The sequence below is a fragment of the Actinomycetota bacterium genome (assembly GCA_009923495.1).
Taxonomy (GTDB): Bacteria; Actinomycetota; Actinomycetes; order S36-B12; family UBA5976; genus UBA5976.
The window spans coordinates 1-23399 of the sequence record RFTJ01000018.1 but is presented as its reverse complement, the minus strand read 5'-3'; the positions used below and the strand labels follow the sequence as shown (position 1 = coordinate 23399).

The window sequence follows — 23399 nt, the reverse complement described above, 5'->3', positions numbered from 1 at the left end:
TGCACTTGGCCTTCAGCAAGCCACTGCGCGTATGGCGCTGCAGTTGCGAGCTCACGCTTAATTTCCTCGTCCTCTACGATGCGACCTTGTTCAACATCAACTAAAAACATGCGACCCGGTTGCAGGCGACCCTTACGAACAATCTTGGATTGATCAATATCGTGCAATACTCCGGCTTCGGAGGCTAGAACAACCAGCCCATCTTCAGTAACCCAGTAGCGACCCGGCCGCAGGCCATTGCGATCAAGTACCGAGCCAATTACCGTTCCATCGGTAAACGAAACATTCGCTGGCCCATCCCATGGTTCGGTTAGTGATGCATGGAATTGATAGAAGGCTCGCACATTTGGGTCCATACTGGTGTTGTTTTCCCAGGCTTCAGGTACCAGCATCAGTACGGCGTGGGGCAAAGAGCGGCCACCGAGGTGAATTAGTTCCAGAACTTCATCCAGTGACGCTGAATCACTGCCAGTCGGTGAGCAGATTGGAAAAAGTCGAGCTAAATCGCCTGGAATTAAATCTGATGCAAACTGCGACTCCCGAGTTGCGATCCAATTTCGGTTACCGCGAACGGTATTAATTTCGCCATTGTGTGCAATGAAGCGATAGGGATGCGCAAGCGGCCAGGAAGGAAAAGTATTTGTCGAGAACCGGCTATGAACTAAGCCGATAGCACTGGTAAACCGTGGGTCTGAAAGATCAGGAAAGAAGGGTTCTAACTGACCAGTGGTCAACATGCCCTTGTAAACGATGGTGCGACTTGAAAGCGATGGAAAATAAACCTTGGCTTCGTGTTCAGCACGCTTACGCAGGGCAAAAGCCTTGCGATCTAAGTCGATGCCTGTTTCGCCATTTCGACCCGCGACAAACAATTGTTCAAAAAATGGCATTACCTCAAGAGCGGTCGGACCTACATCACTGGAGTCGATTGGCAAAATCCGCCAACCTATAACTTCTAGATCTTCTTCTTGTGCAATTTTTTCTATTGATTCCCTGGCATTATTCTGGGCAACAACATCTTTTGGCATAAATGCGATACCCGCTGCGTACTGCCCTGCCGTTGGTAGCGAGAAGTTAGTAATTGCTCGAAAAAATTCATCAGGTATCTGAGTCAAGATTCCAGCACCGTCACCAGAGTTAATTTCTGCGCCACTTGCACCGCGATGATCTAAGTTCCGCAGGGCCGTAAGTGCCTTCTGCACAATGTCGTGTCGGTGTTCTCCAGTTAAAGTGGCAACCCAGGCTACGCCGCACGCATCATGCTCATATTCAGGTCGATACAACCCTTGTGCAGATGGGGATGCTGACAAAATTGTCACGGACATACTCCTGTCGAAAACCGAAAAATTCGGGACGACATTGGCCCGGTTAAAAGTGTTACTAGCCTAACCGTAGTTAGACAACCCCACCAACCAGATGGCCCAAAATGTAAGTAATCCCACCTGCAGCCGCGCCAACTAATAGCTGGCGGGTGCCATTGAACCACCAACTCTTGGTAGTTACTCGGGAAACCACAGCGCCAGAGATAAATAGCGAAATGGCCGTCAAAATGATGGCTGGCGAAGTTTGGCTAGCCCCGAACAGATACGGTAGCAACGGGATTAGCGCGCCAAGGCTGAAAGCGATGAAACTAGAGATTCCGGCAACCCAAGCGCTTGGCAGATTGCCAACGGAGATGCCCATTTCCTCTTGTACGTGCACGGCTAGGGCGCGCTCTGGATCCTCGCTGATGATGGTAGCCACTTGGCGAGCAAGTTCGGTGTCCAGACCTTTGGCCTCGTAGATGTGGGTAAGTTCTTTGAGTTCGCCCGCTGCGTTGTTTTGCAGTTCGAGCCGCTCGGCTTCGATTTCGGCCAAAATGGATTCAGATTGTGTGGCCACCGAGATGTATTCACCTGCGCCCATCGAGAATGCGCCACCAACAAGGCCAGCGAAACCGGCAAGAACAACGGTGGTACGCAGATCATGACCTTTGAGACCAGCTGCAGCCGCGCCACCAGCCAAACCGGCAATTAGCGAACTGTTGGCGATGTTCATGGCCGATATCAAATGACATTACTTCTCCTTCGGAGCGATTCGCCGACCACGTCGCGGTTCGGTAGTCAACTTTTTTTCAGATTTTTCAATTTTGCTGTCGTTTAGTTCAGTTGGCTCTGATTCTTTGGCGATTTGAGTCTCAGCACGCAATTTATGCACTTCCTCGAAAGTGCGAAAACCAACAACTCTGCCGTCTTCAATTATTTCTTGGCCTGGATAGCGCTCAGCTGACCTCACAAAATAAACCAAAGCTCCTACACCAACGAAAAGTGCCGTGAAAACATTTAGTCGAATGCCGGCAATGTGGATGGCCTCGTCCACTCGCATAGTTTCAATAGCTCCCCTGGCCGCGCAATAACAGGCTAAATAGAGTGCGAACAATCGCCCATGTCCGAAGACGAATTTGCGGTCTGCCCAAATCAAGAAAAAGCCCAATGCCAAGCAAGCGATTGATTCGTAGAGAAAAGTCGGGTGAAAAGTTGGATAGTTGATGAATTCCCCTGGTCGGTTTGTCCGATCAATTTGCAATCCCCACGGAAGACTAGTTGGTCGACCAAAGAGTTCTTGATTGAACCAGTTGCCCCAGCGTCCGATTGCTTGCGCAAAGGCAATTCCTGGTGCGATGGCATCGGCAAAGCCAGAAAGTTTTATTCCAAGTCGAGCACAACCGATGTATGCGCCGAGGGCGCCCAGTGCAATCGCGCCCCAAATGCCAAGGCCACCTTCCCAGATTTTAAAAGTAGATAGAAATCCGCGGCCGCCTGCACCAAAGTAAGCACTCCAGTCGGTAAGAACGTGATAAATTCGTCCGCCCAGCACGCCAAAGGGAACTGCCCACATTGCAACTTCAGCTACTTGTCCAGGCTTGCCACCACGAGCAACCCAACGACGATCCCCGAGCCAAATTGCCATAGCGATCCCGGCAATAATCATCAAGGCATATCCCCTGATCGGCACTGGGCCTAGCTGCAGTACTCCATGACTGGGACTAGGAATTGAAAGGGGGTAGATCATTGCTACTTGGTCGCGTCTGCGATTGCTTTGGTTAGCGCCTTTGGATCGTAAAGCACATTGTTATCTAGCGCCTTGCCATTGAGCAATCCTGTTGGGGTTGAAGTAACACCTGATGCATTGAAACGTACGTATGAGTTCTTAACCCATCCTTCATATTTCTTTGAAGCTAAGCAGTTACCAAAAGTTGATAGCGCCTCGCCAGTGATGCCAACATTTTGGGCAAACACGGTCAAATCAGAAGTGCTGTAGCCTGTGCCTTCGTCTTTAGGTTGGTTAGCGAAGATTTCCTTATGGTATTCAATGGCCTTGCCAGCATCTGCAGCACAGCCAAAGGCCATAGAGGCGGTTAGTGATGATTCGGGATTGCCATTGGCGGAATTCTGCTCAGCCAAGTTTGCATCCAAGAAAATTGTTGGTCGAAATTCCAAACGAATTTTCCCAGCCTTAGCTAAAGCTGAGATTGTGCTACCAGAACTATCCTCCATGTTTTTGCATGCGGGACATTGGAAGTCTTCCCAAAGTTCTAGTGTTGGAATTTTCGCTGCGGAGCTTGAAGTCCAAGCTGGACCTACCCGAACGCCATAAGTATCCGAATTAACTCCTTTTGGCTTGGCGGCATTTCCATCAACGCCGCCTGCATTCTTCTTGGCTGCGTTCACCCCGATAACCACAAGCACAGCAACTACCAGTAAGACTGCTATTGCTCCGATGAGCTGAATTTTTCGCTCGCGAGACTTCTGCTCGGCTTTCGCTTGCGCTCTCGCGGCAGCGGCAGCTTCACGAGCGGACCGGGATCCCTGATTATTTGTCGCCATTTTTGACTCTTTCTGACTTAGTTGGCTAAAGCAACTCGGCTGAATCTGTACTCACTTTACCAAGATTCTCTATGGCGCCGAATGTGTGTGGCCAGACGGCCAATCGCACTGCCATTCCAGTAAATAACAGGTCTCGCAAGATTTCCTTGGCGTATCGTAAATCTTTGCCTTCTGGCGATACTTCGCCACCGCCACCAAAGCACCCGCAATCGATACTGTAGCCACGGACCCAAACGCTGATGATTCCAGCGATGAAGCCAACCATCACTACTGCCGTGATTATCGAACTAACTCGGATAAAAAGTCCAACAAGCAGTAGCAGGCCTAATACGATTTCAAGACCGGGTAAGGCATAGCCGAGAAATGGAGCCCATTCTGGTGGAAAAACCTTGTATGCCTTGATTGCTCGCTGTGCTGCATAGCCACCTTCAAAGAACTTCGCACCGCCAGCAACCAGTAAGATTCCAGCCAAAACAATTCGAGTTAACAGGCCGGTAACGGGATGACTTAGGTATCGCTTTATCAACGCTGAACTCCCGCCCGCAACTTTTCGGCTAATTCTTTAGCAGCGGCTGGACCGCCAGAGTTAATTGCATTTATGAATGCACTGCCAACAATCACTCCGTCTGCGTACTTAGCAATTTCATGGGCTTGCTCTTCAGTTGAAACACCAAGGCCAACGGCGATGGGCAAGTCCGTGAACTCTCGAGTCCGTGCCACAACCTCTTTAACCGAATCGCCAAGTGCGCTCCGTGCTCCGGTAACTCCCATTACCGCACCTGCATAAACAAAGCCTGTCGTGGCACTGGCCACCGTAGCTAGGCGCTGGTCAGTGCTAGATAGCGCCACCAAAAATACTCGATCAATTCCATTGGCATCTGTAGCTGTTATCCAGGCACCAGCTTCTTCGGGAGTTAAATCTGGAGTTATGACGCCAACTCCGCCGGCTGCCTGTAATTGTTCCGAGAACTTGGTGACACCAAATCGCTCAATTGGATTCCAGTAGGACATTACTAAAGTGGCCACACCAAGTTTGCTTACTTTGCCGACGGTATCTATGACATCAATAATCTTGGTGCCGTTTTCCAGCGAGGTTTGCACCGCCTCTTGGATGGTGATTCCGTCCATCAGCGGATCGGAGTATGGCAAACCGATTTCGACAATGTCTACTCCGCCAGCAACCATGGCCGATATACATTCGATGGCACCACTTTTGGTAGGAAAACCGGCGGGCAAGTAACCAATTAGCGCGGCTCGGTTTTCAGCACGCGCAGTGGCAAATGCTTGGGCAACTGTGGTCATGACTTTTGGTCCATTAGGTTGAACCAGTTAGCGGCAGTTGCTACATCTTTATCGCCACGACCGGAACAGTTCACCAAAATCAGAGCACCTTCGCCTAATTCTTTGCCTAACTCTAAAGCGCCATGAAGTGCATGTGCGGTTTCGATGGCTGGAATGATTCCTTCAGTTCGACAAAGTAGCCGGAGTGCGTCCATAGCTTCGGTGTCAGTGACTGGTCGGTATTCAGCGCGACCAATTTCGGCTAAAAATGCGTGTTCGGGTCCTACGCCTGGGTAATCCAGGCCCGCACTAATTGAATGGCTTTCAATTGTCTGTCCTTCTTCATCTTGCAAAACATATGAGCGAGCACCATGTAAGACGCCAATGGCCCCACCAGTGATGGTGGCAGCATGGCGGCCCGTCGCGACTCCATCACCACCGGCTTCGAAGCCAACAAGTCGGACGGCGGAATCAGCGATAAATGCCGTGAATATGCCGATGGCATTTGAGCCACCGCCCACACAAGCCACAACTGCGTCTGGCAATCTGCCAAAACGCTCTAGCATCTGCGCGCGGGACTCATCGCCAATAATTCGGTGAAAGTCCCGAACCATTTCTGGAAATGGCGCCGGCCCGGCTACTGTGCCGAGGAGGTAATGCGTGTTTTCAACATTTGCTACCCAATCACGCATTGCCTCATTAATCGCATCCTTAAGGGTCCGACTTCCAGTAGTGACCGGAATAACTGTTGCACCGAGAAGTTCCATGCGTGCAACATTCAGAGCTTGCCGCTTCGTGTCTTCTTCGCCCATGTAGACAATACATTCAAGTCCCAGCAGGGCCGCTGCAGTTGCTGTTGCAACTCCGTGCTGCCCAGCACCAGTTTCAGCAATCACTCGAGTCTTTCCCATGCGCTTGGTCAATAGCGCTTGCCCTAACACATTATTAATTTTGTGCGATCCAGTGTGATTTAAATCCTCACGCTTGAGCAGTATTGTCGCGCCACCTGCAAATTCGGAGAACCGATTTGCAATTGTGATTGGACTTGGCCGTCCTGTGTAATTGACCTGTAGGTCATGCAGCTCTGCCTGAAAAACAGGATCAGATTTGGCACTACGAAACGCTGCATCAAGTTCGTCAAGTGCCGCCATTAACGCCTCGGGCACAAATCGGCCACCGAACTGACCAAAGTGGCCACTAGCGTCGGGACTTAAAGTTGATTCAATTGTCATCTGACACCATCTGCATTTCGCTGCTCTGTACCTGCCTGAATCCATTCTCGGACAGTTTCCTGAGGATGACCACCTTTGACCAACGCTTCACCAACCAAAATGGCATCTGCGCCGCTTCGAGCCAAGGCTTCGACTTCGGCCAAAGTCGAAATTCCTGATTCGGCCACTGCAACGACGGACTTAGGGATTTGCGGAATCAGCCGGTGGCATACGGCCAAATCGACCTCTAGTGTCTTTAGGTTTCTGGCGTTCACCCCAAGAAGGTCCGGGTCAATGTCCATTGCTCGATCCAGTTCAGCTTCATCATGAATCTCCACTAGGGCAGACATACCTAGCCCACGGGCGATGTCATAAAAATCCCGAAGTTGACTTTGCAGTAGCCCGGCCACAATTAACAAAATTACGTCTGCACCGTGGGCTCTTGCCTCAAATATCTGATACTCAGTAACCATAAAATCTTTGCGCAATATTGGAATTTCGATTTGCTTGCGCACCAGATCAAGATCGGCCAAGCTGCCACTAAAGCGCCTTTGTTCAGTCAAAACGCTCACTATTGCTGCTCCGCCAGATTCATAATGTGCAGCTAATTGGTCAGGCGCTGTGATGTCGGCCAGATGTCCTTTGCTTGGACTAGAGCGTTTAACCTCCGCGATTACACTAAACGCGTTCTGCTGCAGAGTGTTTGTTGCGTGAAGTGGCGCTGAAACATCACTAAGTCGGGATTCCAGTTCTGCCAGCGAAACTTTCGCTTGCCGAAGCGCTAAATCTTCACGCACTCCCTCAATAATGGAGTCGAGGACGGTAGCCATTGTGATCCCTTGTTTGGTGTTCTCCTAATTCTATGCGGTTTTAACCAGTGGAAATTCGATGCGAAAAGATGCTCCACCCTCAGCTGCATGTCCAGCACTAGCCCTCGCTCCTAGGCGCTGAGCCAGTCGGCCAACCAGAGCTAGGCCAAATCCAGTACCAACTTTTCGCACACCTCGATAGCGCTCGTAAAGTTCACCTGGTTCAAATGCCACTGCTAAATCATCGCTCGAAAGTCCTGGTCCACCATCCCGAACTTCAATACTGCGGTCGGCGGCAAGTTCCAAGACTATTGGCGCTCCTGATGGCGTAACCCGCAAGGCATTTTCCAGCAAGTTATCGATTATTTGCCGAAGTCTTCCGATGTCAGAGACGAGGAATACCGGTTGGGTTGGCGTGACCAACTTGAAATTCACACCTTCGCGTGCACACCGACGTTCCCAGACCTCACCTGCATCGGAAACAACCTGAGCCAAGTCCATGTTTGCTGGATTAATTTGAAAATCGACTGCGCCAGTTCGGGCTAAATCCAGCAAATCGCTAACTAATCGGTCAAGGCGCAGTGATTCGGACTCGATGATTCCGCCAACGCGATTAAGTTCATCTGGTTTAACAACGCCGTCAACCATTGCTTCGGCATATCCACGAATGGCAGTCAGGGGTGTTCGCAGTTCATGGGAAACTGAAAGTAAGAATTCTCGCTGTCTGCCTTCACTATGTGTCAATTCATCTGAGAGCACATTCAAGGCAATTGCAATCTCGGAAATTTCAACTGGACCTTCGGGCTCAATTCGCAAATTTCTTTCACCCTGTGCCAATTTATGTGCGGCATCAGCGGCCTGTGCCAGTGGTTTGGTTAATCGCTGGGCAAACCAAAAGCCCATCAGTACAGCAACTGCAAAGCCTGCTAATAGCGCTAACGATATCCGCCTAATTGCCTCCGTTGTGACCGAACTCAAGACAGACATTGGTTGAACTAACAAAACGCCGGTACCAGGGCCTACCGGCCTCGCCTCGAGAAATACGCACCGACCTTCAGTGCAAGTGCGACCGCTCACGGGCAAGCCAAGTTCAACATCGTGAATCTGTTTTGCGGATAGCGCATGAGGCACAGATTGGCCTGGCATGATTACTTGGACTTCAATCCCTTGTGCTTGCAGGTATTCGACAATGCCTTCCATGGTTCGTTGTGGCGGACCTTCGCCTGCGTAGTCATGGTCAAAATCGAAGTCCTGCGGTTTGGACGCGATGTTGTGAACCATGTTTGCTTGGCTAGCCAGCGCTGCCTGCGCCTGATCTTGAGCCGCCGTTTTAATCAGCGGAAAAGCTACGATTGCAGCGATTAGCACCACAATTGCGGAAACTGCGCCAGTCATTAAGGTGGCACGAGAACTCAGGGTAGATAAATATTTCACGCTTTAATCACCGAATAGCCCACGCCCCGAGCAGTCCGAATTGGATTTGGCTCTCCAAGCTTGGCGCGCAATTGCGCCACATGAACATCAACGGTTCTAGTTCCCACTACTGAAGAATATCCCCACACATGACTCAAGAGTTCATCGCGACTAAAAACATGGCCAGGCCGGGACATTAAATGTGCCAATAAATCAAACTCAGTTGCCGTTAGTTCAATTTTGTTTTCATCGACTTTAACAATTCGAGCACTTGGGTCAAGAGTTATGTTCGCAACCGATACTTGTTCGGAATCAATCGGAAGGCCGCTTGACCGGCGCAACCAGACTCGAACCCGAGCAACTACCTCTCTTGGGCTCGGAGGTTTAGTGATGTAGTCATCTCCGCCCATTTCAAGGCCAAGAATGCGACTTATTTCATCATCACGCGCGGTGCAAAAAATAATTGGGGTCCAATTTTTCTCGGCGCGCAACTGTTGGCACACGGCAATGCCATCAATATCTGGCAATCCAACGTCTAACAAAATTACCGCTGGCTTAAGTGTTCGTACTGCATCAATTGCGGCCTTGCCTGTTGAGACCCAATGGACGCCAAGTCCTTCTCGAGTCAGATATCTGCGAAAAAGATCAGCAATATTCTCGTCATCTTCCACAACGAGGATTAGGCCTTTGGAATCACTCACGTTACAACTATGCCCGCTTTACACCTGGATTCAATTAGGTAAATGTAAAGAACTGGTCAAAACTCGAGCAAAACTAGTGTTTTGCGCCAAAGCCCATCAGCGCCAGAACTTTGCCAGCGATTAAGCCAACTGGAATGAGGCCAGCACCAACCCAAAAAATTGATGGTTTTGCCAAGATTAAACCAATGGTGCCGACTAAGAACGCCAAAATAACAATTATCACTGCGGTCCAAGCAGCTACTGTATGGCCGTGGTCTTGATGTTCACTCACTGCGCACTCTCCCGTTTGTAACTACTTTCAGTTTAGTCCCATTGCCTTAGGAGTCTTGGGTTGGATCAAGTCCAGCATCAATGGCCTGCCAAGTTGTAAGTTCATTGGCTGCATTGGTCCGGTTGTACCTTGATGCTGATTGCCCATGCGTTGGACCGGTTGCTAACAACAAAGACGCAAAAAGATTTACCATGCTCAACAAAGAAGCCACGCCCCAAAAGATATTTGAGCTGTAGGGCACCAAAGTGACAGTCCTTCCAACTGCTTCAGAAACTAAATAATCTACTTGGTCGGAAATTACATTGGCACGAGAACCTAATGCGCTGAAAAGACTTGCGCCACTGAGTGCCACTAAAAACAGTGCAACTGTGCGACGGACTAATCCTGAAGTGACCCGATAAGCGATTAGGCCTGCAAGCAACGCCCAAGCACAGCCAGCACCCAAGGGATCTAGTGATTTACCGGAAATTCCCAGCTGCAAATCGGGAGTGTTTAATTCACTAAATGAGGCGGTGACCCAGTTGCGAGTCGAGATTACTAAAAGTAAAGTGCTGCAGAATGCGAGTGTGCCTAACGCAAGTTGAATTCGCGATTTCACGCATGCTCCGCTGCAGCAACCGCGCGCAAAACCGCTGCAGCCTTTGCCTGACATTCAGCATCTTCACTTGCTGGGACCGAGTCGGCCACGATTCCGGCCCCTGCTTGGACATAAGCCTGGCCACTTTTTAGCACAGCACTTCTGATGGCAATTGCAGTATCTAGATTTCCGGCGAAGTCGAAATACCCAATGCAACCGCCATAGATACCACGGCGAGTTGGTTCTAGTTTTTCGATTATCTCCATCGCCATTGGCTTTGGTGCTCCTGACAAAGTCCCCGCTGGGAAAGTGGCTCGAACTAAATCGAGCGGGTGCATTTTGTTGTTGACCTGCCCAATTACGGTCGAGACGATGTGCATCACATGGCTATAGCGTTCAATGTGCATGAACTCACTGACCTCAACCGTTCCCGGTTGGCAAACTCGACCTAAGTCATTTCGACCTAAGTCGACGAGCATCAAATGCTCTGCGCGTTCCTTCTTGTCATCAAGTAATTCTTGAGCTAGTTGCTCGTCAGCAGCTTCGCTCGTTCCACGTGGCCGCGTTCCCGCAATTGGGTGAAGCATTGCTTGGCCAGAAGTTAGTCGCACCAGCGCCTCAGGACTTGAACCAACTAGATCAAAATCAACTTCGCCATACGGAATTTCAGGTCCGGTATGTTTCGGCACCCGAATTAAAAACATATAGGGGCTGGGATTGGACTCTCGTAATGCCCGATAAACGGAAAGAGCAGATGCCGAGCACGGTGTAGAAAAGCGCTGAGATAAAACTATCTGGAATGCATCGCCGGCCCGAATATGTTCCTTTGCAACTTGCACTGCTGCTTGGTATTGGACCGATTCGCTTTCGCGGGTGACTACTGGTTCAGCCGGGGTAAAGGCAACTGGTTCTGCGGACCGCTTTGCTGAAGCTAAGCGCAACTCCATTTGATCGAGTCGATTTACCGCATCTTGCCAGGCTAGATCAACCCGCTCACTTGAGTTGTCGTAATTAATTGCATTAGCTATCAGAAAGATATTTCCGAGTTCATGATCTAGCACTGCCAAATCAGTGGCCAAAAACATAGCCAGCTCTGGAACATGTAAGACATCTGGCGTGATATTGGGCAACTTTTCAAACCTACGAACGATCTCGTAACCCAAGTAGCCAACGACGCCACCAGTCAGTGGTGGAAGTTCATCTGCACTGACGCCAACATTCACTTCTGGTGTATGCAATTTAGAGAGTAAGTCTCGTAAAACTTCTAACGGATCTTTGGAATCGATAATTCCTTCTGGTACCCGTCCGGACCAAGCACTCTCTCCGTCTACTTCGCTGAGCATTGCCGAGGTATTTACTCCAACAAAGGAGTACCGAGACCAAGCCATTGCGTGTTCAGCAGACTCTAACAAAAAAGTCCCTGGTCGCTCTTCGGCCAATGTTTGGTAAAGCCCAACCGCCGTGAAATCCGAATTTTCAACTTTGCGAATGACTGGAATAACCCGCCGATCTTCTGCTAGCTCGCGAAACTCGGCTAAGGAAACGGAGGTGTTTGTCATTTTTTTATTGACCGTTCAGAAAAGCAAGTTTGACTTCCCGTATGACAAGCTACGCCAGTTTGGATGACAGTTAGCAAGAGTGTGTCGGAGTCACAGTCAACGGCCAAATCAACTACCTCTTGGGTATTACCGGAGGTCTCTCCTTTCACCCACAATTGGTTGCGACTACGACTGAAATAAGTGGCGACTCTCGTTTCCAAAGTCTGCGCAATAGCCTCCTGGTTCATCCAGGCCAACATTAAAACTTCACGCGATCCGCCTTCTTGAACCACGACTGGAATTAAGCCCGCATCATTGAACTTCAGCCCAATCAGAAATTCAAGTGGTTGCTCTAACATGCCTCTAGTCTGCCGTATTGAGGTAAGTTTGCCGAAACAGCGCGGGTCGTGGGAAAAGTGAATACGCTTCCCATATGAGCACGTCAAACAATTGGGCCCGCACTGAGCGCGCTAATTTCGTTCAAACCCTGACTAGTCTTGGCCCCGACGCTCCCACCCTCTGCGCCGGTTGGACTACTCAAGATTTAGCCGCCCACATTATTTTAAGGGAGCGCAGGCTCGATGCGGCGCCCGGAATTGCCCTACCAATTTTGAGCAACTACACCGAATCTGTTCGGCTAAACATCACCCGAACAGATTGGACTGAATTGCTAAATCAACTTTCGGTAGGCCCCCCAGCTTGGAGTCCACTGGGTTGGTCTGCCCTGGATCAGGCGGTTAATCTATTTGAGTTTTTCGTGCACCACGAAGACGTGTTACGGGCTCAGCAAGGGTGGCAGCCAAGGACACTGGAGCCTGAGCTAATTGGCGCGCTGATGTCTCGGTTATACGATTCTGCATGGTTTCTCTGGCGCAGAGCACGAGTTGGGGTCATTCTGACTGACGCGCAAAACAGTATCGTTGCAAAGCGTCCGCCTAAGGGCGCAGGTATTGTGACGGTAACCGGAGCTCCTGCCGAACTAATCATGAAAAGTTATGGGCGAAGCGCGTCACGCGTGGAAGTAAGTGGCGCTACACATGATCTTGAGTTGTTTAGTCAAACTAATCTGCGTATTTAGCGAACCGTGATGCCGTTTTCGCGAAGTTCATCCTTTACCTGGGCAATCGTAATTTGGCCAAAATGAAAAACGCTTGCCGCTAGCACTGCATCGGCTCCGGCTAGAACTGCTGGTGTAAAGTCAGAAACTTTTCCTGCTCCTCCGCTGGCAATCAGTGGCACATTGGCTACAGTTCGAACTGCGGTGATGAGTTCAAGATCAAAACCGGCTTGCGTGCCATCAGCATCCATTGAGTTCAGCAAGATTTCTCCGGCACCGCGGTTAACCGCCTCAGATATCCACTGGATTGCATCGCGACCACTACTCTGGCGACCACCATGTGTTGTTGCTTCAAAGCCGCTCGGCATATTTTCAGCTCGGCGCACATCAACTGACAGTACGATGCACTGATTACCAAACCGGTGGGCTGCCTCACTTAATAATTCTGGATTAGCCAAAGCTGAAGTATTGATGCCAACCTTATCCGCGCCGCTGCGAAGTAACTGGTCAACATCGGACACGCTTCGAATTCCACCACCTACGGTGAGTGGGATAAAGACCTCATCCGCAGCGCGACGCACCATTTCTAGGGTTGTTTGACGCCCCGAACTACTTGCAGTGATGTCTAAAAAAATTAGTTCATCTGCGCCCGCTTGGCCATATGCGCTTGCTAACTCGACTGGGTCTCCTGCATCACGCAATTCAACAAAGTTGACACCCTTTACAACTCTGCCATTGTCAACATCTAGGCAAGGAATAACGCGGATGGCTAATGACATCTGCTACCTCTGTGGTCCGGCAACTTCAATTGCCTGCGGCAAGGTAAATGCGCCGGCGTAAAGGGCCTTGCCAACGATTGCACCTTCAACTCCAGTGTGCGTCAATGAGCGTAACAGTTCCAGATCTGCCAAACTCGAAATGCCACCCGATGCAATAACTGGCTTGTCGGTGCGCTCGCACATCTGCATTAGTAACTCAACATTGGGTCCTTGCAAGGTTCCATCCTTGGTCACGTCCGTTACTACATACCGAGTGCACCCATCGGCATCCAGACGAGACAGTGTCTCCCAAAGATCGCCACCTTCTTGGGTCCAACCTCGGGCAGCTAAGGTGGTGCCTCGAACATCAAGTCCAACTGCGATTCGATCGCCAAATTCTGCGATTACCGCAGCCGTCCATTCTGGGTCCTCCAGCGCAGCAGTGCCGAGATTAACTCGGCGCGCTCCAGTAGCAAGGGCTGCGCGCAAGGTTTCATCATCGCGAATGCCACCTGACAGTTCTACATTTACATCTAGTTTGCCAACTACTTCGGCAAGCAGTTCGCGATTAGATCCACGGCCAAACGCGGCATCGAGGTCAACGAGGTGGATCCAGTCTGCCCCAGCGGATTGCCAGTCCAGTGCGGCTTGCAATGGATCGCCATAGTTTGTCTGTTGGTCTGCTTGACCCTGAACCAAGCGAACTGCTTGACCATTAGCAACATCTACAGCAGGCAAAAGAATTAAGGAATCCACCGGGCAACTTTCTGTTGGGCGTAAAACATACTTGTCATAATGTTTTCACCCAATTACGTAAAAGTGCTAATCCAGCATTTCCTGATTTTTCAGGATGAAATTGGGTCGCCCAAAGCGGTCCATTTTCTACCGCCGCGATAAACGGCTTTCCATATTCTGCCCAAGTTACTTTTGCCGGAGCAAAGGGACCATCTTCTGCCAGAGACCAACTCTGCGCGGCGTATGAATGAACAAAGTAGAACCGCTCTCGAGCGATTCCAGCAAACATTTGGGAGTCATCTGGGGCGGTCACAGTATTCCAGCCCATTTGGGGCAAAACCGGAGCCTCAAGTAACTTCACGACGTCGGGCCACTGATCAAGGCCAGTGTGCAAATCCTGGGCATGCTCAGCACTGCCAGCAAACATTGCTTGCATGCCAACACATATGCCCAGCACCGGCCGACCGCCAGCAAGTCTGCGCTCAATGATTTGATCGGCGCGAACTGTTCGTAAGCCGCGTAAACAAGTAGCGAAAGCTCCGACACCGGGAACCACTAAGCCGTCTGCATTAAGTGCCTGTTCAAAATCGCTAGTAACTAGGACCGAAGCGCCTGTGGCCTCAAGCGCTCGAGCCGCCGAGCGCAAGTTGCCAGAGCCATAGTCCAGCACCACAACATTGGTCACGAACTTACAAACTTCCCTTTGTTGATGGCACGTCTGTTACTCGACTATCAAGCGCGACCGCATCACGAAGTGCACGGGCAACTGCTTTGAATTGAGCTTCACTCACGTGATGAGCATTGTTGCCGCCAAGTACGCGAACGTGAATGCAAATTTGAGCGGAGGCCGTGATTGACTCCCAGATATGTTTAGTCAATGTCGTGTCATAGGTGCCAATTAGCTCTACAGTCAATGGCGCTTCATGAACTAAGTAGGGCCGACCAGAAAGATCAACGGCTGCTTGGCAGCCAGTGTCGTCTAGCGGAACATACGCGTCTCCAAATCGACGGATTCCAACCTTATCCCCCAAGGCTTCGCGTAATGCTTGACCAAAAGCAAGTGCGGTGTCCTCAACTGTGTGGTGTGAATCCACCTCAACATCACCTTTTGTGCGAATATGAAGATCGAAGCCGCCGTGCTTACCGAGTTGAGCCAGCATGTGGTCGAAAAAAGGCACCCCAGTCTCAACATCAACTTTGCCGGTGCCATCTAAATCAAGTTCAACTAAAACCGAACTTTCTTTGGTAGACCGTTCTACCCTTGCGATTCGTGCCATTGTTTTTCTTCCTGCCTCTGCTTAAAGGTCGATACTTAATAATGCCTTACGGAATTTTTCATTCTCTGTTGGCGTGCCGATTGATACTCGAAGCCAGCCCTCGGGGCCACTTTGACGAATCAATACTCCGTGACTGAGCAGTTGTTTCCAGACGCTGTCTCGATCTGCAAATTTGCCAAACAATATGAAGTTTGCCCCAGTTGGGGTGACCAAAAAACCGTGTTCAATGAACCAATTAAGTAGTGAATCTCGCTCCTGCTTGAGTAGCGAGACTTGGCCAAGCAGTTCGGCACTGTGTGCAAGCGCTGCCCGAGCAACAGCCTGGGTAACTGCGGACAGGTGGTAGGGCAAGCGCACTAATTGGCAAGCAGACACAATGTTTGGGTGCGCAACGGCGTAACCAAGGCGAAGTCCAGCACAAGAAAATGCCTTACTCATTGTTCGGGTAACAACAACCGTGGAATGGCCCGCATACTTTTTCAGTGAACTTGGCTGACCAGCCTCCCGAAATTCTGCATATGCTTCGTCAATAATTAGCAATCCGGGAAAACTGGCCACAATCTCATCGAGAAGGTCTGGATCAAGAACAGTGCCCGAAGGATTATTCGGCGAGCACAAAACAATTATGTCTGGACTGAGTCGCAGTGCTTCCTGGATTAACCCACTGTCAATACTGAAGTTCTCTTTGCGCGGCACTTCAACATATTCGGTAAACGTTTCACGACAGTAATCGGGATACATCGAATATGTTGGGCCAAATGTAACGAGGCGTCGCCCTGGTCCGCCAAATGCCTGAAGCAGATGATGCATAACCTCATTGCTTCCATTAGCCGGCCAAATATTTTCCCAGCTCACTTCGCATTCTGATTCGCCCGAAATATATTGAGCTAAGTCTTTGCGAAGTTCAATTGCATCTCGGTCTGGATAACGATTCAAGTCTCTAACTGCAGTGGTAACAGCTTCGCTGATCGCATTGATTAACTGTTCGGATGGTGCAAATGGATTCTCATTCACATTAAGTTTCACCTCGACATCAAGTTGCGGCGCGCCGTAAGGCGTTCTGCCGATTAAGTCAGAACGAAGTTTCGGATTGGTCATGGAAACCGTATTTCAACAGCCGCAGCATGGCCAGGTAAATCCTCAGCATTCGCCAGCGTTGTTACGGTAGATGCAATTTCCGCCAAGGCGGACTTTGAATACTCAACATAGTGAACCCCGCGCAAGAATGTCTGCACCGAAAGGCCAGACGAATGGCATGCGCAGCCACCAGTCGGAAGTACGTGATTGGAACCAGCCGCATAGTCGCCAAGAGACACCGGCGAGTAGTCGCCAATAAAAATAGCTCCAGCATTTTTTACCCTGCGTGCCACGACAGCCGCATCCCGAGTGTGAATCTCAAGGTGTTCGGCGGCATACGCGTCTACTACTGCAATAGCCTGGTCAAGATCATCGACCAAGACTATGGCGCTTTGCGATCCAGTTAAAGCGGTTGTTACTCGCTCGCTGTGTTTCGTCAATCTAACTTGAGCCACCAGTTGCTCCTGCACTGCGCTGGCCAATTCTGGACTGTCTGTGACCAATACGGAAGCAGCAACGACATCATGCTCTGCTTGGCTAATCAAGTCAGCTGCGACAAAGGCAGGATTAGCCGAGTCATCAGCCAAGATGGCTATTTCCGTTGGCCCTGCTTCGGAGTCGATGCCGATTCGCCCTTTGAGCAACCGCTTAGCTGCAGTTACCCACATATTTCCTGGTCCCGTAACCAAATTTACTGGCTCAATCTCAACTGTTCCGTGGGCTAGTAAAGCAATCGCTTGGGCTCCCCCGACAGAATAAACTTCGGTGATTCCCAGCAGGCTACAGGCCGCCAAAATTGTTGGGTGCGGCCAGCCATCATTATCTTTCTGCGGCGGCGAAACCACGGCAATGGATTCAACTCCCGCAATCTGTGCTGGAACAACATTCATGACAACGCTACTTGGATAAACAGCGCGCCCGCCAGGAACATAAAGACCGACGCGAGCCACTGGAATCCAACTCTCGCTTACGGTGCCACCGGGCGCCACCGAGACAGAAGAATCCTGCCTAACCTGCTGCTCGTGCACAATCCGCACGCGACGTATTGCCTCTAGCAGCGCGTCGCGGACATCAGGTGGCAAACTTTCAAGCGCCGAATCAAGAACCATCTGTGGCACCCGCAGAGTAGGTGCGCGGACTCCATCTAGCTTTTCGGACCATTCTTGGGCAGCCTGCTCACCTCGTGCTGCAACATCGGCAACAATTGGGCGAACCTGCTCAAGAACTGCATCTAGGTCGAACTCAGCTCTGGGCACCACATCGCGAAGTTCGCGCGCTAAGCGTGTGCCGCCACGCAAGTCCAAAGTATTGAGCATTTAACAATTCTAAGCGAAAACCAAAGATGGCTAAGCCGTGCGAACAACTGGGGCCTCTAAGCAATTGGCTCCAAGCAGTGCTTTCAAATCTCCATAAAGGGCTCCATCAGCACGAACCCGCAGCGAATCCTCAAGTCGAGTCGAAACCTGGCGGTCGCTCATCACAATGGTCAGATGTACAGATGTAGATCCTGGGTGACTCGCAAGGACAGTTCGCAATGATTCCATCATCGCTGGATTAACCCGACTCTCGGGAATGTAGAGTTCAACTGGTCCAGTTCTGGCTTGACCAAGTTCGGGTACGGTTACCTCGAAAACACTAATGCGCAGTCTGCCTTCATCAGATCCATCGACTCGAACTTTCATTAGGACTATTGAGTCTTGATTCAACAGGTGACCGAATTTTTCATACTGCTTTGAGTAAACATTAACTTCAATACTGCCGGCCAAATCTTCAACTTGCACAATGGCCCATCTTGAACCCGTAGATCTTGCTGTCTTGAGTTGAACACTACTGATGATGCCGCCGATAGTAACCGAAGAACCAGCGGCTAGCTCAGGAACCTCGGCAATTGTTTTAGTTGTGAAAGTTGTCAGCAGATGTTCAACACCAAAGAGTGGGTGATCGCTGACGTATAGGCCCAACATTTCGCGCTCATTAGCTAGGAGTAATTTCTTATCCCATTCTTCCTCTGGGATGAAAATTTCAACTCCGGCAATGGAGTTATCTGACTGATCGTCAAACATTCCGAATAAGTCCATCTGACCAAGCGCTTGAGATTTCTTGGTGACCGAGATTGATTCGACCGCATCTACATGAATAGTTAGAAGTCCCTTTCGGGTATGACCTAGGGAATCGAAAGCGCCAGCTTTGATAAGTGACTCTATGACGCGCTTATTGCATACCGCTGCGTCAACTTTGTTGAGGAAATCTACAAAGGAAATGAAATTCCCTTCGCTATTTCGCGTAGCAATCAGCGATTCAACTACATTTTCCCCAACATTACGGATTGCCGATAAACCAAAACGAATGTCCTGATTAATGGCGATAAAGTCGACCTCGGATTCATTGACATCGGGTGGCAAGACCTTGATGCCCATGTGTCGGCATTCGTTTAAATAAATGGCGGATTTATCTTTGTCGTCCTTAACGCTAGTTAGTAGGGCCGCCATGTACTCGGCTGGGTAGTTAGCCTTTAAGTAGGCAGTCCAATATGAAACTAAGCCATATCCCGCACTGTGCGCTTTATTGAATGCGTAATCTGAAAAGGGAATCAATTTATCCCATAGTGCCTTAATGGCACTGTCAGTAAATCCGCGCTCTTTCATGCCCGCTTGAAAAGGGACATATTCACGTTCAAGTTCTTCGGCCTTCTTTTTGCCCATAGCTCGACGAAGCAAATCTGCTTGTCCTAGTGAATAACCGGCCACCGTCTGGGCAATCGACATGACTTGCTCTTGGTAGACGATCAAGCCAAAGGTGTCACCCAAAATTGGAGACAGCACTTGCTCTAAGTCTGGGTGAATGGGCACCTGTGGCTTTCGCCTATTTTTGTAATCGGCGTAATCATTATGTGCATTCGCACCCATCGGTCCTGGCCGGTACAGCGCGATAACCGCGGAAATATCCTCAAAGCTGGTTGGCACCATTGACCTCAGCAGTGACCGCATCGGTCCGCCGTCTAATTGGAACACCCCAAGAGTGTCACCGCGGGCTAGTAGCTCGTAAGTTTTCTTGTCATCAAGGCCCAACTCCTCAAGAACAACTTTCTCGGAGCGATTTCGTTCAATGTTGATGAGTGCATCATCAAGAACTGTTAAGTTTCGGAGTCCCAAGAAGTCCATCTTGAGTAGTCCTAGTTTTTCGCAGGCCCCCATATCAAACTGAGTGATTATTGAACCATCTTGTTCCCGGCGAAATATCGGCAAAATATCCATCAATGGCTCTTTGCAAAGAATCACACCAGCTGCATGAACTCCAGTGTGGCGCTTGAAGCCCTCGAGTCCTCGAGCCATGTCTATTACTTCTTTAACTTCACGATCACTTTCATACAGATCACGAACTTCGCCAGCTTCGCCATAGCGTGAATTGTCTGGATCAAAGATTCCGGTCAGTGAAATATCTTTGCCCATGACGGCCGGAGGCATCGCTTTGGTAATGCGATCACCAATTGCTGGCGGCAGGCCCAAAACTCGCGCTGCATCTCGCACCGCCGCCTTTGCCTTAATGACTCCGAAGGTAACAATTTGCGCTACGCGATCCGCGCCGTACTTGTCGGTTGCATAACGAATCATTTCGCTTCGACGACGCTCGTCAAAGTCAATATCAATATCAGGCATTGAAATTCGCTCAGGATTTAGGAACCGCTCGAAGTAAAGTCCGTGTTCAATTGGATCCAACTCGGTAATTCGCAATGCCCAAGCAATAACTGCTCCGGCCGCCGAACCACGACCTGGACCAACCCGGATTCCATTTTCGCGGGCATGTCTGCACAAATCAGCCACCACCAGGAAGTAGCCCGGAAAGCCCATCTGGGCGACAACATCTAGTTCGTATTTTGCTCGGTCTAGATACTCTTGGGGAACTTCCCCGCCGAATCGATATTTAAGACCAAGCATCACTTCTTCGACAAGCCAGGAGTCCTCAGTGTGACCTTCAGGCACCTCGAAGTTTGGCAATAGATTTTGACCCTCAGTGAAACTCACATTGCAACGCTGCGCGATTACTAAGGTGTTGTCGCAAGCCTCAGGAAAATCACTCCAGAGTTCTCGCATCTCTTGCGCACTTTTCAGATAGAAAGATGTGCCATCAAATTTGAAGCGCTTAGGGTCGCTTAGATTGGTGCGAGTCTGAACACACAGCAAAGCTTCATGCACACTGGCATCGTGCTGGTGCACATAATGCAGATCATTAGTTGCAACCAGTGGCAGACCTAGGTCCTTGGCAAGCTTAAGTAGCTCCGGTCGTGTTACTTGTTCAACATCAATGTCATGATCCATGAGTTCAACAAAGTAATTATCGGCGCCTAAAATGTCCCGCATGTCTGCGGCCACTTCTCTAGCCTTCTTGTAATTGCCCGCCTGCAACCATCGATTTACTTCTCCACTTGGGCAACCAGTTGTTGCAATCAGGCCTTTGCCATATTGAGATAGCAACTCGCGATCAAAGCGTGGGTGATAGTAATAGCCTTCGATACTAGCCAAACTCGAAAGATGAAAGAGATTGTTTAGGCCAACGTTATTCTCGGCCCACAGCGTCATGTGTGCATAGTTATTGCGCCCGGCACCTATTCCTTCACCAACGCTGTTCTTGTGTAGCGCTTCTCCGAAATCAAAGGGTGTTCGAACTTGGCGACCCTGTGGAGCATAGTAGCCTTCGATACCGATGATTGGCTTTACGCCATATTCAATGCCCTTTTTCCAAAATTCAAAAGCGCCGAACAGGTTTCCGTGATCGGTCATGGCTAGTGCAGGCATTTCTAATTCGGCAGCCGCTTTAAAAAGATCGCCCACTCGGGCGGCGCCATCAAGCATCGAGTAGTCGGTGTGTACATGTAAGTGAACAAAAGACTTGTCACTCATGTCTAACTCCTACCCGCGGTGCTGGTTTATGTTGAATACTTCGCGGAGGAAGATCGCGCTCTCTTAGATTACTCGCGACCTGTGTCAGATTGTTGGTTAGAGGTCCTGAACCTTGTCGAGTGCCTGCTTTAGGTCGTCGGCATACGGACTTTTGAACTCAACCTGTTGACAAGTTCCGGGGTGTTCAAAAGCGAGCAGTACCGCGTGCAGCCACTGTCTAGTCAGACCTAAGCGGGCAGCGAGCTTTGGATCTGCCCCATAAGTTAAGTCGCCACAGCAGGGGTGGCGCAGTGCTGACATGTGCACCCGAATCTGATGGGTTCGCCCCGTTTCAAGATGAACCTCCAACAAGCTGGCATAGGCAAATGCATCCAGGGTGTCATAGTGGGTAATGCTTGGCCTGCCACTCTGTAGGACCGCAAATCGATATGAAGAATTTGGGTGGCGATCAATTGGCGCATCAATCGTGCCACTCATTTGATCAAGTCGACCTTGAATCAGTGTGTGATAGATCTTGGTTACAGTGCGATTTCGGAACTGGTCCTTGAGGCTCACGTAAGCTCGCTCAGATTTGGCCACCACCATTAACCCGCTAGTGCCCACATCTAACCGGTGGACAATGCCTTTACGTTCAACGGGGCCGAAACTGGTTAGGACATGGCCCATAGCAGTCAATGAACCGATGACTGTTGGGCCGGACCAACCTGCACTTGGATGAGCAGCTACTCCAGCTGGTTTGTCAATGACAACTAAATCGTCATCTGCAAAGATCACAGGCAAATCTACTGTCGGCTCTGATTCAGTTAAATCAGGATCAGGAAATTCCACTTCAACAACATCGCCAAATTGCACGCGATGGCTCTTAGCCACAGATTTGCCATTTACGGTGACGCGCTGTTCGTCAATAAGAGCGGCACAAGTGGCCCGCGATAGCCCACTGAGGGATGCCAGAACTGCATCAATTCGAGTATCGGAATCTGATTCTAGAACCGGCCAATTACGAATCATCAGATTGCTTTTCAGTGATATTAATTGCCCGCATAGTTAAAATAATGCCACCAATTGTCGCGCAAAAAATCGCACTGTCCGCCAGATTGAAAATTGGATAATTTGGCAATTCGATGAAATCGACAACATGTCCTTGGAAGTTTTGTGGTGAACGAAAAACTCGATCAATTAGATTTCCTAATGCGCCACCCAGGATTGCGCCGAACACAACCGCCCACGGCGGCGAAACTATCTTTCGTGAAAACCAAATGATTCCAACGCAGGCACTTGCTGCCAGCACAGTGAACAGCAAAGTTGCTGAGGTAGCAAAGGAAAAAGCCGCACCTGGGTTTCGAGCAAAAGAGAGCTTTAACACTGGGCCCAGGACATTGATTGGCTCTCCGTTTTCGAGTTTGGCAACGGCCAGCGCTTTGGAAACTTGATCAGCGGCCACAACAAGTGTTGCGGTAATGCCAAGTCGAACCTGAATTGATTTCACTTGACCGATTAGCTGCGGTCTTGCTTCTGTCGACAAGGCATGCACAGGGTGGCCCGTGGATTTGCTTCAAGTAGTCGCAATTTGCCGATTGGGTTGCCACAATTTTCACATCTACCGTAGGTGCCAGCTGCAATCCGCTCCAAAGCATGATAGGTCTGATCAAGTAAGTCGCGCTTATTTGCAAGTAACGAAATCTCTTGTTCTCGTTCGAATGTTTTGGTGCCAGCATCGGCCTGATCATCGCCAGCGCCTTCGCCACTTTCAAATATCAAATCTTGGAATTTTTCATCAGCCTGTGCAATTTCAGCAACAAGTTCGGCGGCTTCCCGTTCAAGGAGTTTGCGCGCTGTCTCAAGTTCAGATTTATTCCAGTTTGATTGATCTTCCTGAACTGTCGGCTGCTTTGGAGCCGGTTTCTTACCGGGGACCGCTTTGCGCACCTGT

25 protein-coding genes are annotated in these 23399 nt (G+C 50.0%); 1 reads left to right on the top strand and 24 read right to left on the bottom strand.

Features of this window, described 5'->3' with window-relative positions:
- The 14 genes from EBS36_06270 to hisI all read right to left on the bottom strand — a co-directional run.
- Nucleotides 1-1325: glutamate synthase subunit alpha (locus EBS36_06270; protein ID NBU32757.1), on the bottom strand; the 1325-nt coding region annotated here is incomplete at its 3' end.
- A gap of 70 nt (nucleotides 1326-1395) precedes the next feature.
- Nucleotides 1396-2037: a hypothetical protein gene (locus EBS36_06265; GenBank protein ID NBU32756.1), complete on the bottom strand. Its 642-nt coding sequence runs from the start codon at nucleotides 2035-2037 to the stop codon at nucleotides 1396-1398.
- A gap of 18 nt (nucleotides 2038-2055) precedes the next feature.
- Nucleotides 2056-3051: a prolipoprotein diacylglyceryl transferase gene (locus tag EBS36_06260; GenBank protein ID NBU32755.1), complete on the bottom strand. Its 996-nt coding sequence runs from the start codon at nucleotides 3049-3051 to the stop codon at nucleotides 2056-2058.
- A 2-nt stretch (nucleotides 3052-3053) separates the two neighbouring features.
- On the bottom strand, nucleotides 3054-3866 hold the full coding sequence (locus EBS36_06255; protein NBU32754.1) for a hypothetical protein: 813 nt from the start codon (nucleotides 3864-3866) through the stop codon (nucleotides 3054-3056).
- Nucleotides 3867-3891: 25 nt separating this feature from the next.
- Entirely contained in the window at nucleotides 3892-4425 is a 534-nt protein-coding gene (locus tag EBS36_06250) for a DoxX family membrane protein (protein ID NBU32753.1), read from the bottom strand.
- Nucleotides 4389-5168, bottom strand: coding sequence for a tryptophan synthase subunit alpha (locus EBS36_06245; protein NBU32752.1), 780 nt, complete (start codon nucleotides 5166-5168; stop codon nucleotides 4389-4391). Before EBS36_06245 ends, EBS36_06250 begins: the two co-directional genes overlap by 37 nt.
- Nucleotides 5165-6379: a tryptophan synthase subunit beta gene (gene trpB / locus EBS36_06240; protein NBU32751.1), complete on the bottom strand. Its 1215-nt coding sequence runs from the start codon at nucleotides 6377-6379 to the stop codon at nucleotides 5165-5167. The genes EBS36_06245 and trpB overlap by 4 nt, the downstream gene beginning before the upstream one ends.
- Nucleotides 6376-7194, bottom strand: a complete 819-nt coding sequence (gene trpC, locus EBS36_06235; GenBank protein ID NBU32750.1) for an indole-3-glycerol phosphate synthase TrpC — start codon at nucleotides 7192-7194, stop codon at nucleotides 6376-6378. Before trpC ends, trpB begins: the two co-directional genes overlap by 4 nt.
- A gap of 24 nt (nucleotides 7195-7218) precedes the next feature.
- Nucleotides 7219-8601: a sensor histidine kinase gene (locus EBS36_06230; protein NBU32749.1), complete on the bottom strand. Its 1383-nt coding sequence runs from the start codon at nucleotides 8599-8601 to the stop codon at nucleotides 7219-7221.
- The gene (locus EBS36_06225) at nucleotides 8598-9281 is read right to left on the bottom strand and encodes a DNA-binding response regulator (protein NBU32748.1); all 684 of its coding nucleotides are present in this window, start codon (nucleotides 9279-9281) and stop codon (nucleotides 8598-8600) included. Before EBS36_06225 ends, EBS36_06230 begins: the two co-directional genes overlap by 4 nt.
- A 73-nt stretch (nucleotides 9282-9354) precedes the next feature.
- On the bottom strand, nucleotides 9355-9552 hold the full coding sequence (locus EBS36_06220) for a hypothetical protein (GenBank protein ID NBU32747.1): 198 nt from the start codon (nucleotides 9550-9552) through the stop codon (nucleotides 9355-9357).
- A 46-nt stretch (nucleotides 9553-9598) separates the two neighbouring features.
- Nucleotides 9599-10204, bottom strand: coding sequence for a hypothetical protein (locus tag EBS36_06215; protein NBU32746.1), 606 nt, complete (start codon nucleotides 10202-10204; stop codon nucleotides 9599-9601).
- Nucleotides 10147-11688 (bottom strand): anthranilate synthase component I, encoded by a 1542-nt coding sequence (locus EBS36_06210; protein ID NBU32745.1) that lies wholly within the window; start codon nucleotides 11686-11688, stop codon nucleotides 10147-10149. The genes EBS36_06215 and EBS36_06210 overlap by 58 nt, the downstream gene beginning before the upstream one ends.
- Nucleotides 11685-12026, bottom strand: coding sequence for a phosphoribosyl-AMP cyclohydrolase (hisI, locus tag EBS36_06205; GenBank protein ID NBU32744.1), 342 nt, complete (start codon nucleotides 12024-12026; stop codon nucleotides 11685-11687). The genes EBS36_06210 and hisI overlap by 4 nt, the downstream gene beginning before the upstream one ends.
- A gap of 74 nt (nucleotides 12027-12100) precedes the next feature.
- Between hisI and EBS36_06200 the strand changes: the two genes are divergently transcribed.
- The gene (locus tag EBS36_06200; protein NBU32743.1) at nucleotides 12101-12745 is read left to right on the top strand and encodes a TIGR03085 family protein; all 645 of its coding nucleotides are present in this window, start codon (nucleotides 12101-12103) and stop codon (nucleotides 12743-12745) included.
- Here the strand turns inward: EBS36_06200 and hisF are convergent.
- From hisF to EBS36_06150, 10 genes are all read right to left on the bottom strand, one after another.
- Nucleotides 12742-13503 carry an imidazole glycerol phosphate synthase subunit HisF gene (gene hisF, locus EBS36_06195; GenBank protein NBU32742.1) on the bottom strand — a complete coding sequence of 254 codons (762 nt, stop codon included), beginning with the start codon at nucleotides 13501-13503 and terminating at the stop codon, nucleotides 12742-12744. The genes EBS36_06200 and hisF overlap by 4 nt on opposite strands.
- A gap of 3 nt (nucleotides 13504-13506) precedes the next feature.
- Nucleotides 13507-14238 carry a bifunctional 1-(5-phosphoribosyl)-5-((5-phosphoribosylamino)methylideneamino)imidazole-4-carboxamide isomerase/phosphoribosylanthranilate isomerase PriA gene (gene priA, locus EBS36_06190; protein ID NBU32741.1) on the bottom strand — a complete coding sequence of 244 codons (732 nt, stop codon included), beginning with the start codon at nucleotides 14236-14238 and terminating at the stop codon, nucleotides 13507-13509.
- A gap of 34 nt (nucleotides 14239-14272) precedes the next feature.
- A complete protein-coding gene (hisH, locus tag EBS36_06185; GenBank protein NBU32740.1) occupies nucleotides 14273-14902 on the bottom strand; it encodes an imidazole glycerol phosphate synthase subunit HisH in 630 nt (209 codons plus the stop codon).
- A gap of 4 nt (nucleotides 14903-14906) precedes the next feature.
- Nucleotides 14907-15494 carry an imidazoleglycerol-phosphate dehydratase HisB gene (hisB, locus tag EBS36_06180; GenBank protein NBU32739.1) on the bottom strand — a complete coding sequence of 196 codons (588 nt, stop codon included), beginning with the start codon at nucleotides 15492-15494 and terminating at the stop codon, nucleotides 14907-14909.
- Nucleotides 15495-15515: 21 nt separating this feature from the next.
- The gene (locus EBS36_06175) at nucleotides 15516-16592 is read right to left on the bottom strand and encodes a histidinol-phosphate transaminase (GenBank protein NBU32738.1); all 1077 of its coding nucleotides are present in this window, start codon (nucleotides 16590-16592) and stop codon (nucleotides 15516-15518) included.
- The gene (gene hisD / locus EBS36_06170) at nucleotides 16589-17887 is read right to left on the bottom strand and encodes a histidinol dehydrogenase (protein NBU32737.1); all 1299 of its coding nucleotides are present in this window, start codon (nucleotides 17885-17887) and stop codon (nucleotides 16589-16591) included. Before hisD ends, EBS36_06175 begins: the two co-directional genes overlap by 4 nt.
- 30 nt (nucleotides 17888-17917) lie before the next feature.
- Nucleotides 17918-21469 (bottom strand): DNA polymerase III subunit alpha, encoded by a 3552-nt coding sequence (locus EBS36_06165; GenBank protein ID NBU32736.1) that lies wholly within the window; start codon nucleotides 21467-21469, stop codon nucleotides 17918-17920.
- 96 nt (nucleotides 21470-21565) lie between these two features.
- On the bottom strand, nucleotides 21566-22477 hold the full coding sequence (locus tag EBS36_06160) for an RluA family pseudouridine synthase (protein NBU32735.1): 912 nt from the start codon (nucleotides 22475-22477) through the stop codon (nucleotides 21566-21568).
- Nucleotides 22467-22946, bottom strand: coding sequence for a signal peptidase II (gene lspA, locus EBS36_06155; GenBank protein NBU32734.1), 480 nt, complete (start codon nucleotides 22944-22946; stop codon nucleotides 22467-22469). Before lspA ends, EBS36_06160 begins: the two co-directional genes overlap by 11 nt.
- Before the next feature lie 17 nt (nucleotides 22947-22963).
- A complete protein-coding gene (locus EBS36_06150) occupies nucleotides 22964-23395 on the bottom strand; it encodes a TraR/DksA family transcriptional regulator (protein ID NBU32733.1) in 432 nt (143 codons plus the stop codon).
- Between the last annotated feature and the right edge of the window lie 4 nt (nucleotides 23396-23399).

Bases quoted from the DNA above. Each gene is read 5' to 3' on its own strand.
- EBS36_06265 (NBU32756.1), bottom strand. From the start codon at position 2,037: ATGAACATCGCCAACAGTTCGCTAATTGCCGGTTTGGCTGGTGGCGCG.
- EBS36_06260 (NBU32755.1), bottom strand. From the start codon at position 3,051: ATGATCTACCCCCTTTCAATTCCTAGTCCCAGTCATGGAGTACTGCAG.
- EBS36_06255 (NBU32754.1), bottom strand. From the start codon at position 3,866: ATGGCGACAAATAATCAGGGATCCCGGTCCGCTCGTGAAGCTGCCGCT.
- EBS36_06245 (NBU32752.1), bottom strand. From the start codon at position 5,168: ATGACCACAGTTGCCCAAGCATTTGCCACTGCGCGTGCTGAAAACCGA.
- trpB (NBU32751.1), bottom strand. From the start codon at position 6,379: ATGACAATTGAATCAACTTTAAGTCCCGACGCTAGTGGCCACTTTGGT.
- EBS36_06215 (NBU32746.1), bottom strand. From the start codon at position 10,204: ATGTCAGGCAAAGGCTGCAGCGGTTTTGCGCGCGGTTGCTGCAGCGGA.
- EBS36_06210 (NBU32745.1), bottom strand. From the start codon at position 11,688: ATGACAAACACCTCCGTTTCCTTAGCCGAGTTTCGCGAGCTAGCAGAA.
- hisI (NBU32744.1), bottom strand. From the start codon at position 12,026: ATGTTAGAGCAACCACTTGAATTTCTGATTGGGCTGAAGTTCAATGAT.
- EBS36_06200 (NBU32743.1), top strand. From the start codon at position 12,101: ATGAGCACGTCAAACAATTGGGCCCGCACTGAGCGCGCTAATTTCGTT.
- hisF (NBU32742.1), bottom strand. From the start codon at position 13,503: ATGTCATTAGCCATCCGCGTTATTCCTTGCCTAGATGTTGACAATGGC.
- hisB (NBU32739.1), bottom strand. From the start codon at position 15,494: ATGGCACGAATCGCAAGGGTAGAACGGTCTACCAAAGAAAGTTCGGTT.
- EBS36_06175 (NBU32738.1), bottom strand. From the start codon at position 16,592: ATGACCAATCCGAAACTTCGTTCTGACTTAATCGGCAGAACGCCTTAC.
- hisD (NBU32737.1), bottom strand. From the start codon at position 17,887: ATGCTCAATACTTTGGACTTGCGTGGCGGCACACGCTTAGCGCGCGAA.
- EBS36_06165 (NBU32736.1), bottom strand. From the start codon at position 21,469: ATGAGTGACAAGTCTTTTGTTCACTTACATGTACACACCGACTACTCG.
- EBS36_06160 (NBU32735.1), bottom strand. From the start codon at position 22,477: ATGATTCGTAATTGGCCGGTTCTAGAATCAGATTCCGATACTCGAATT.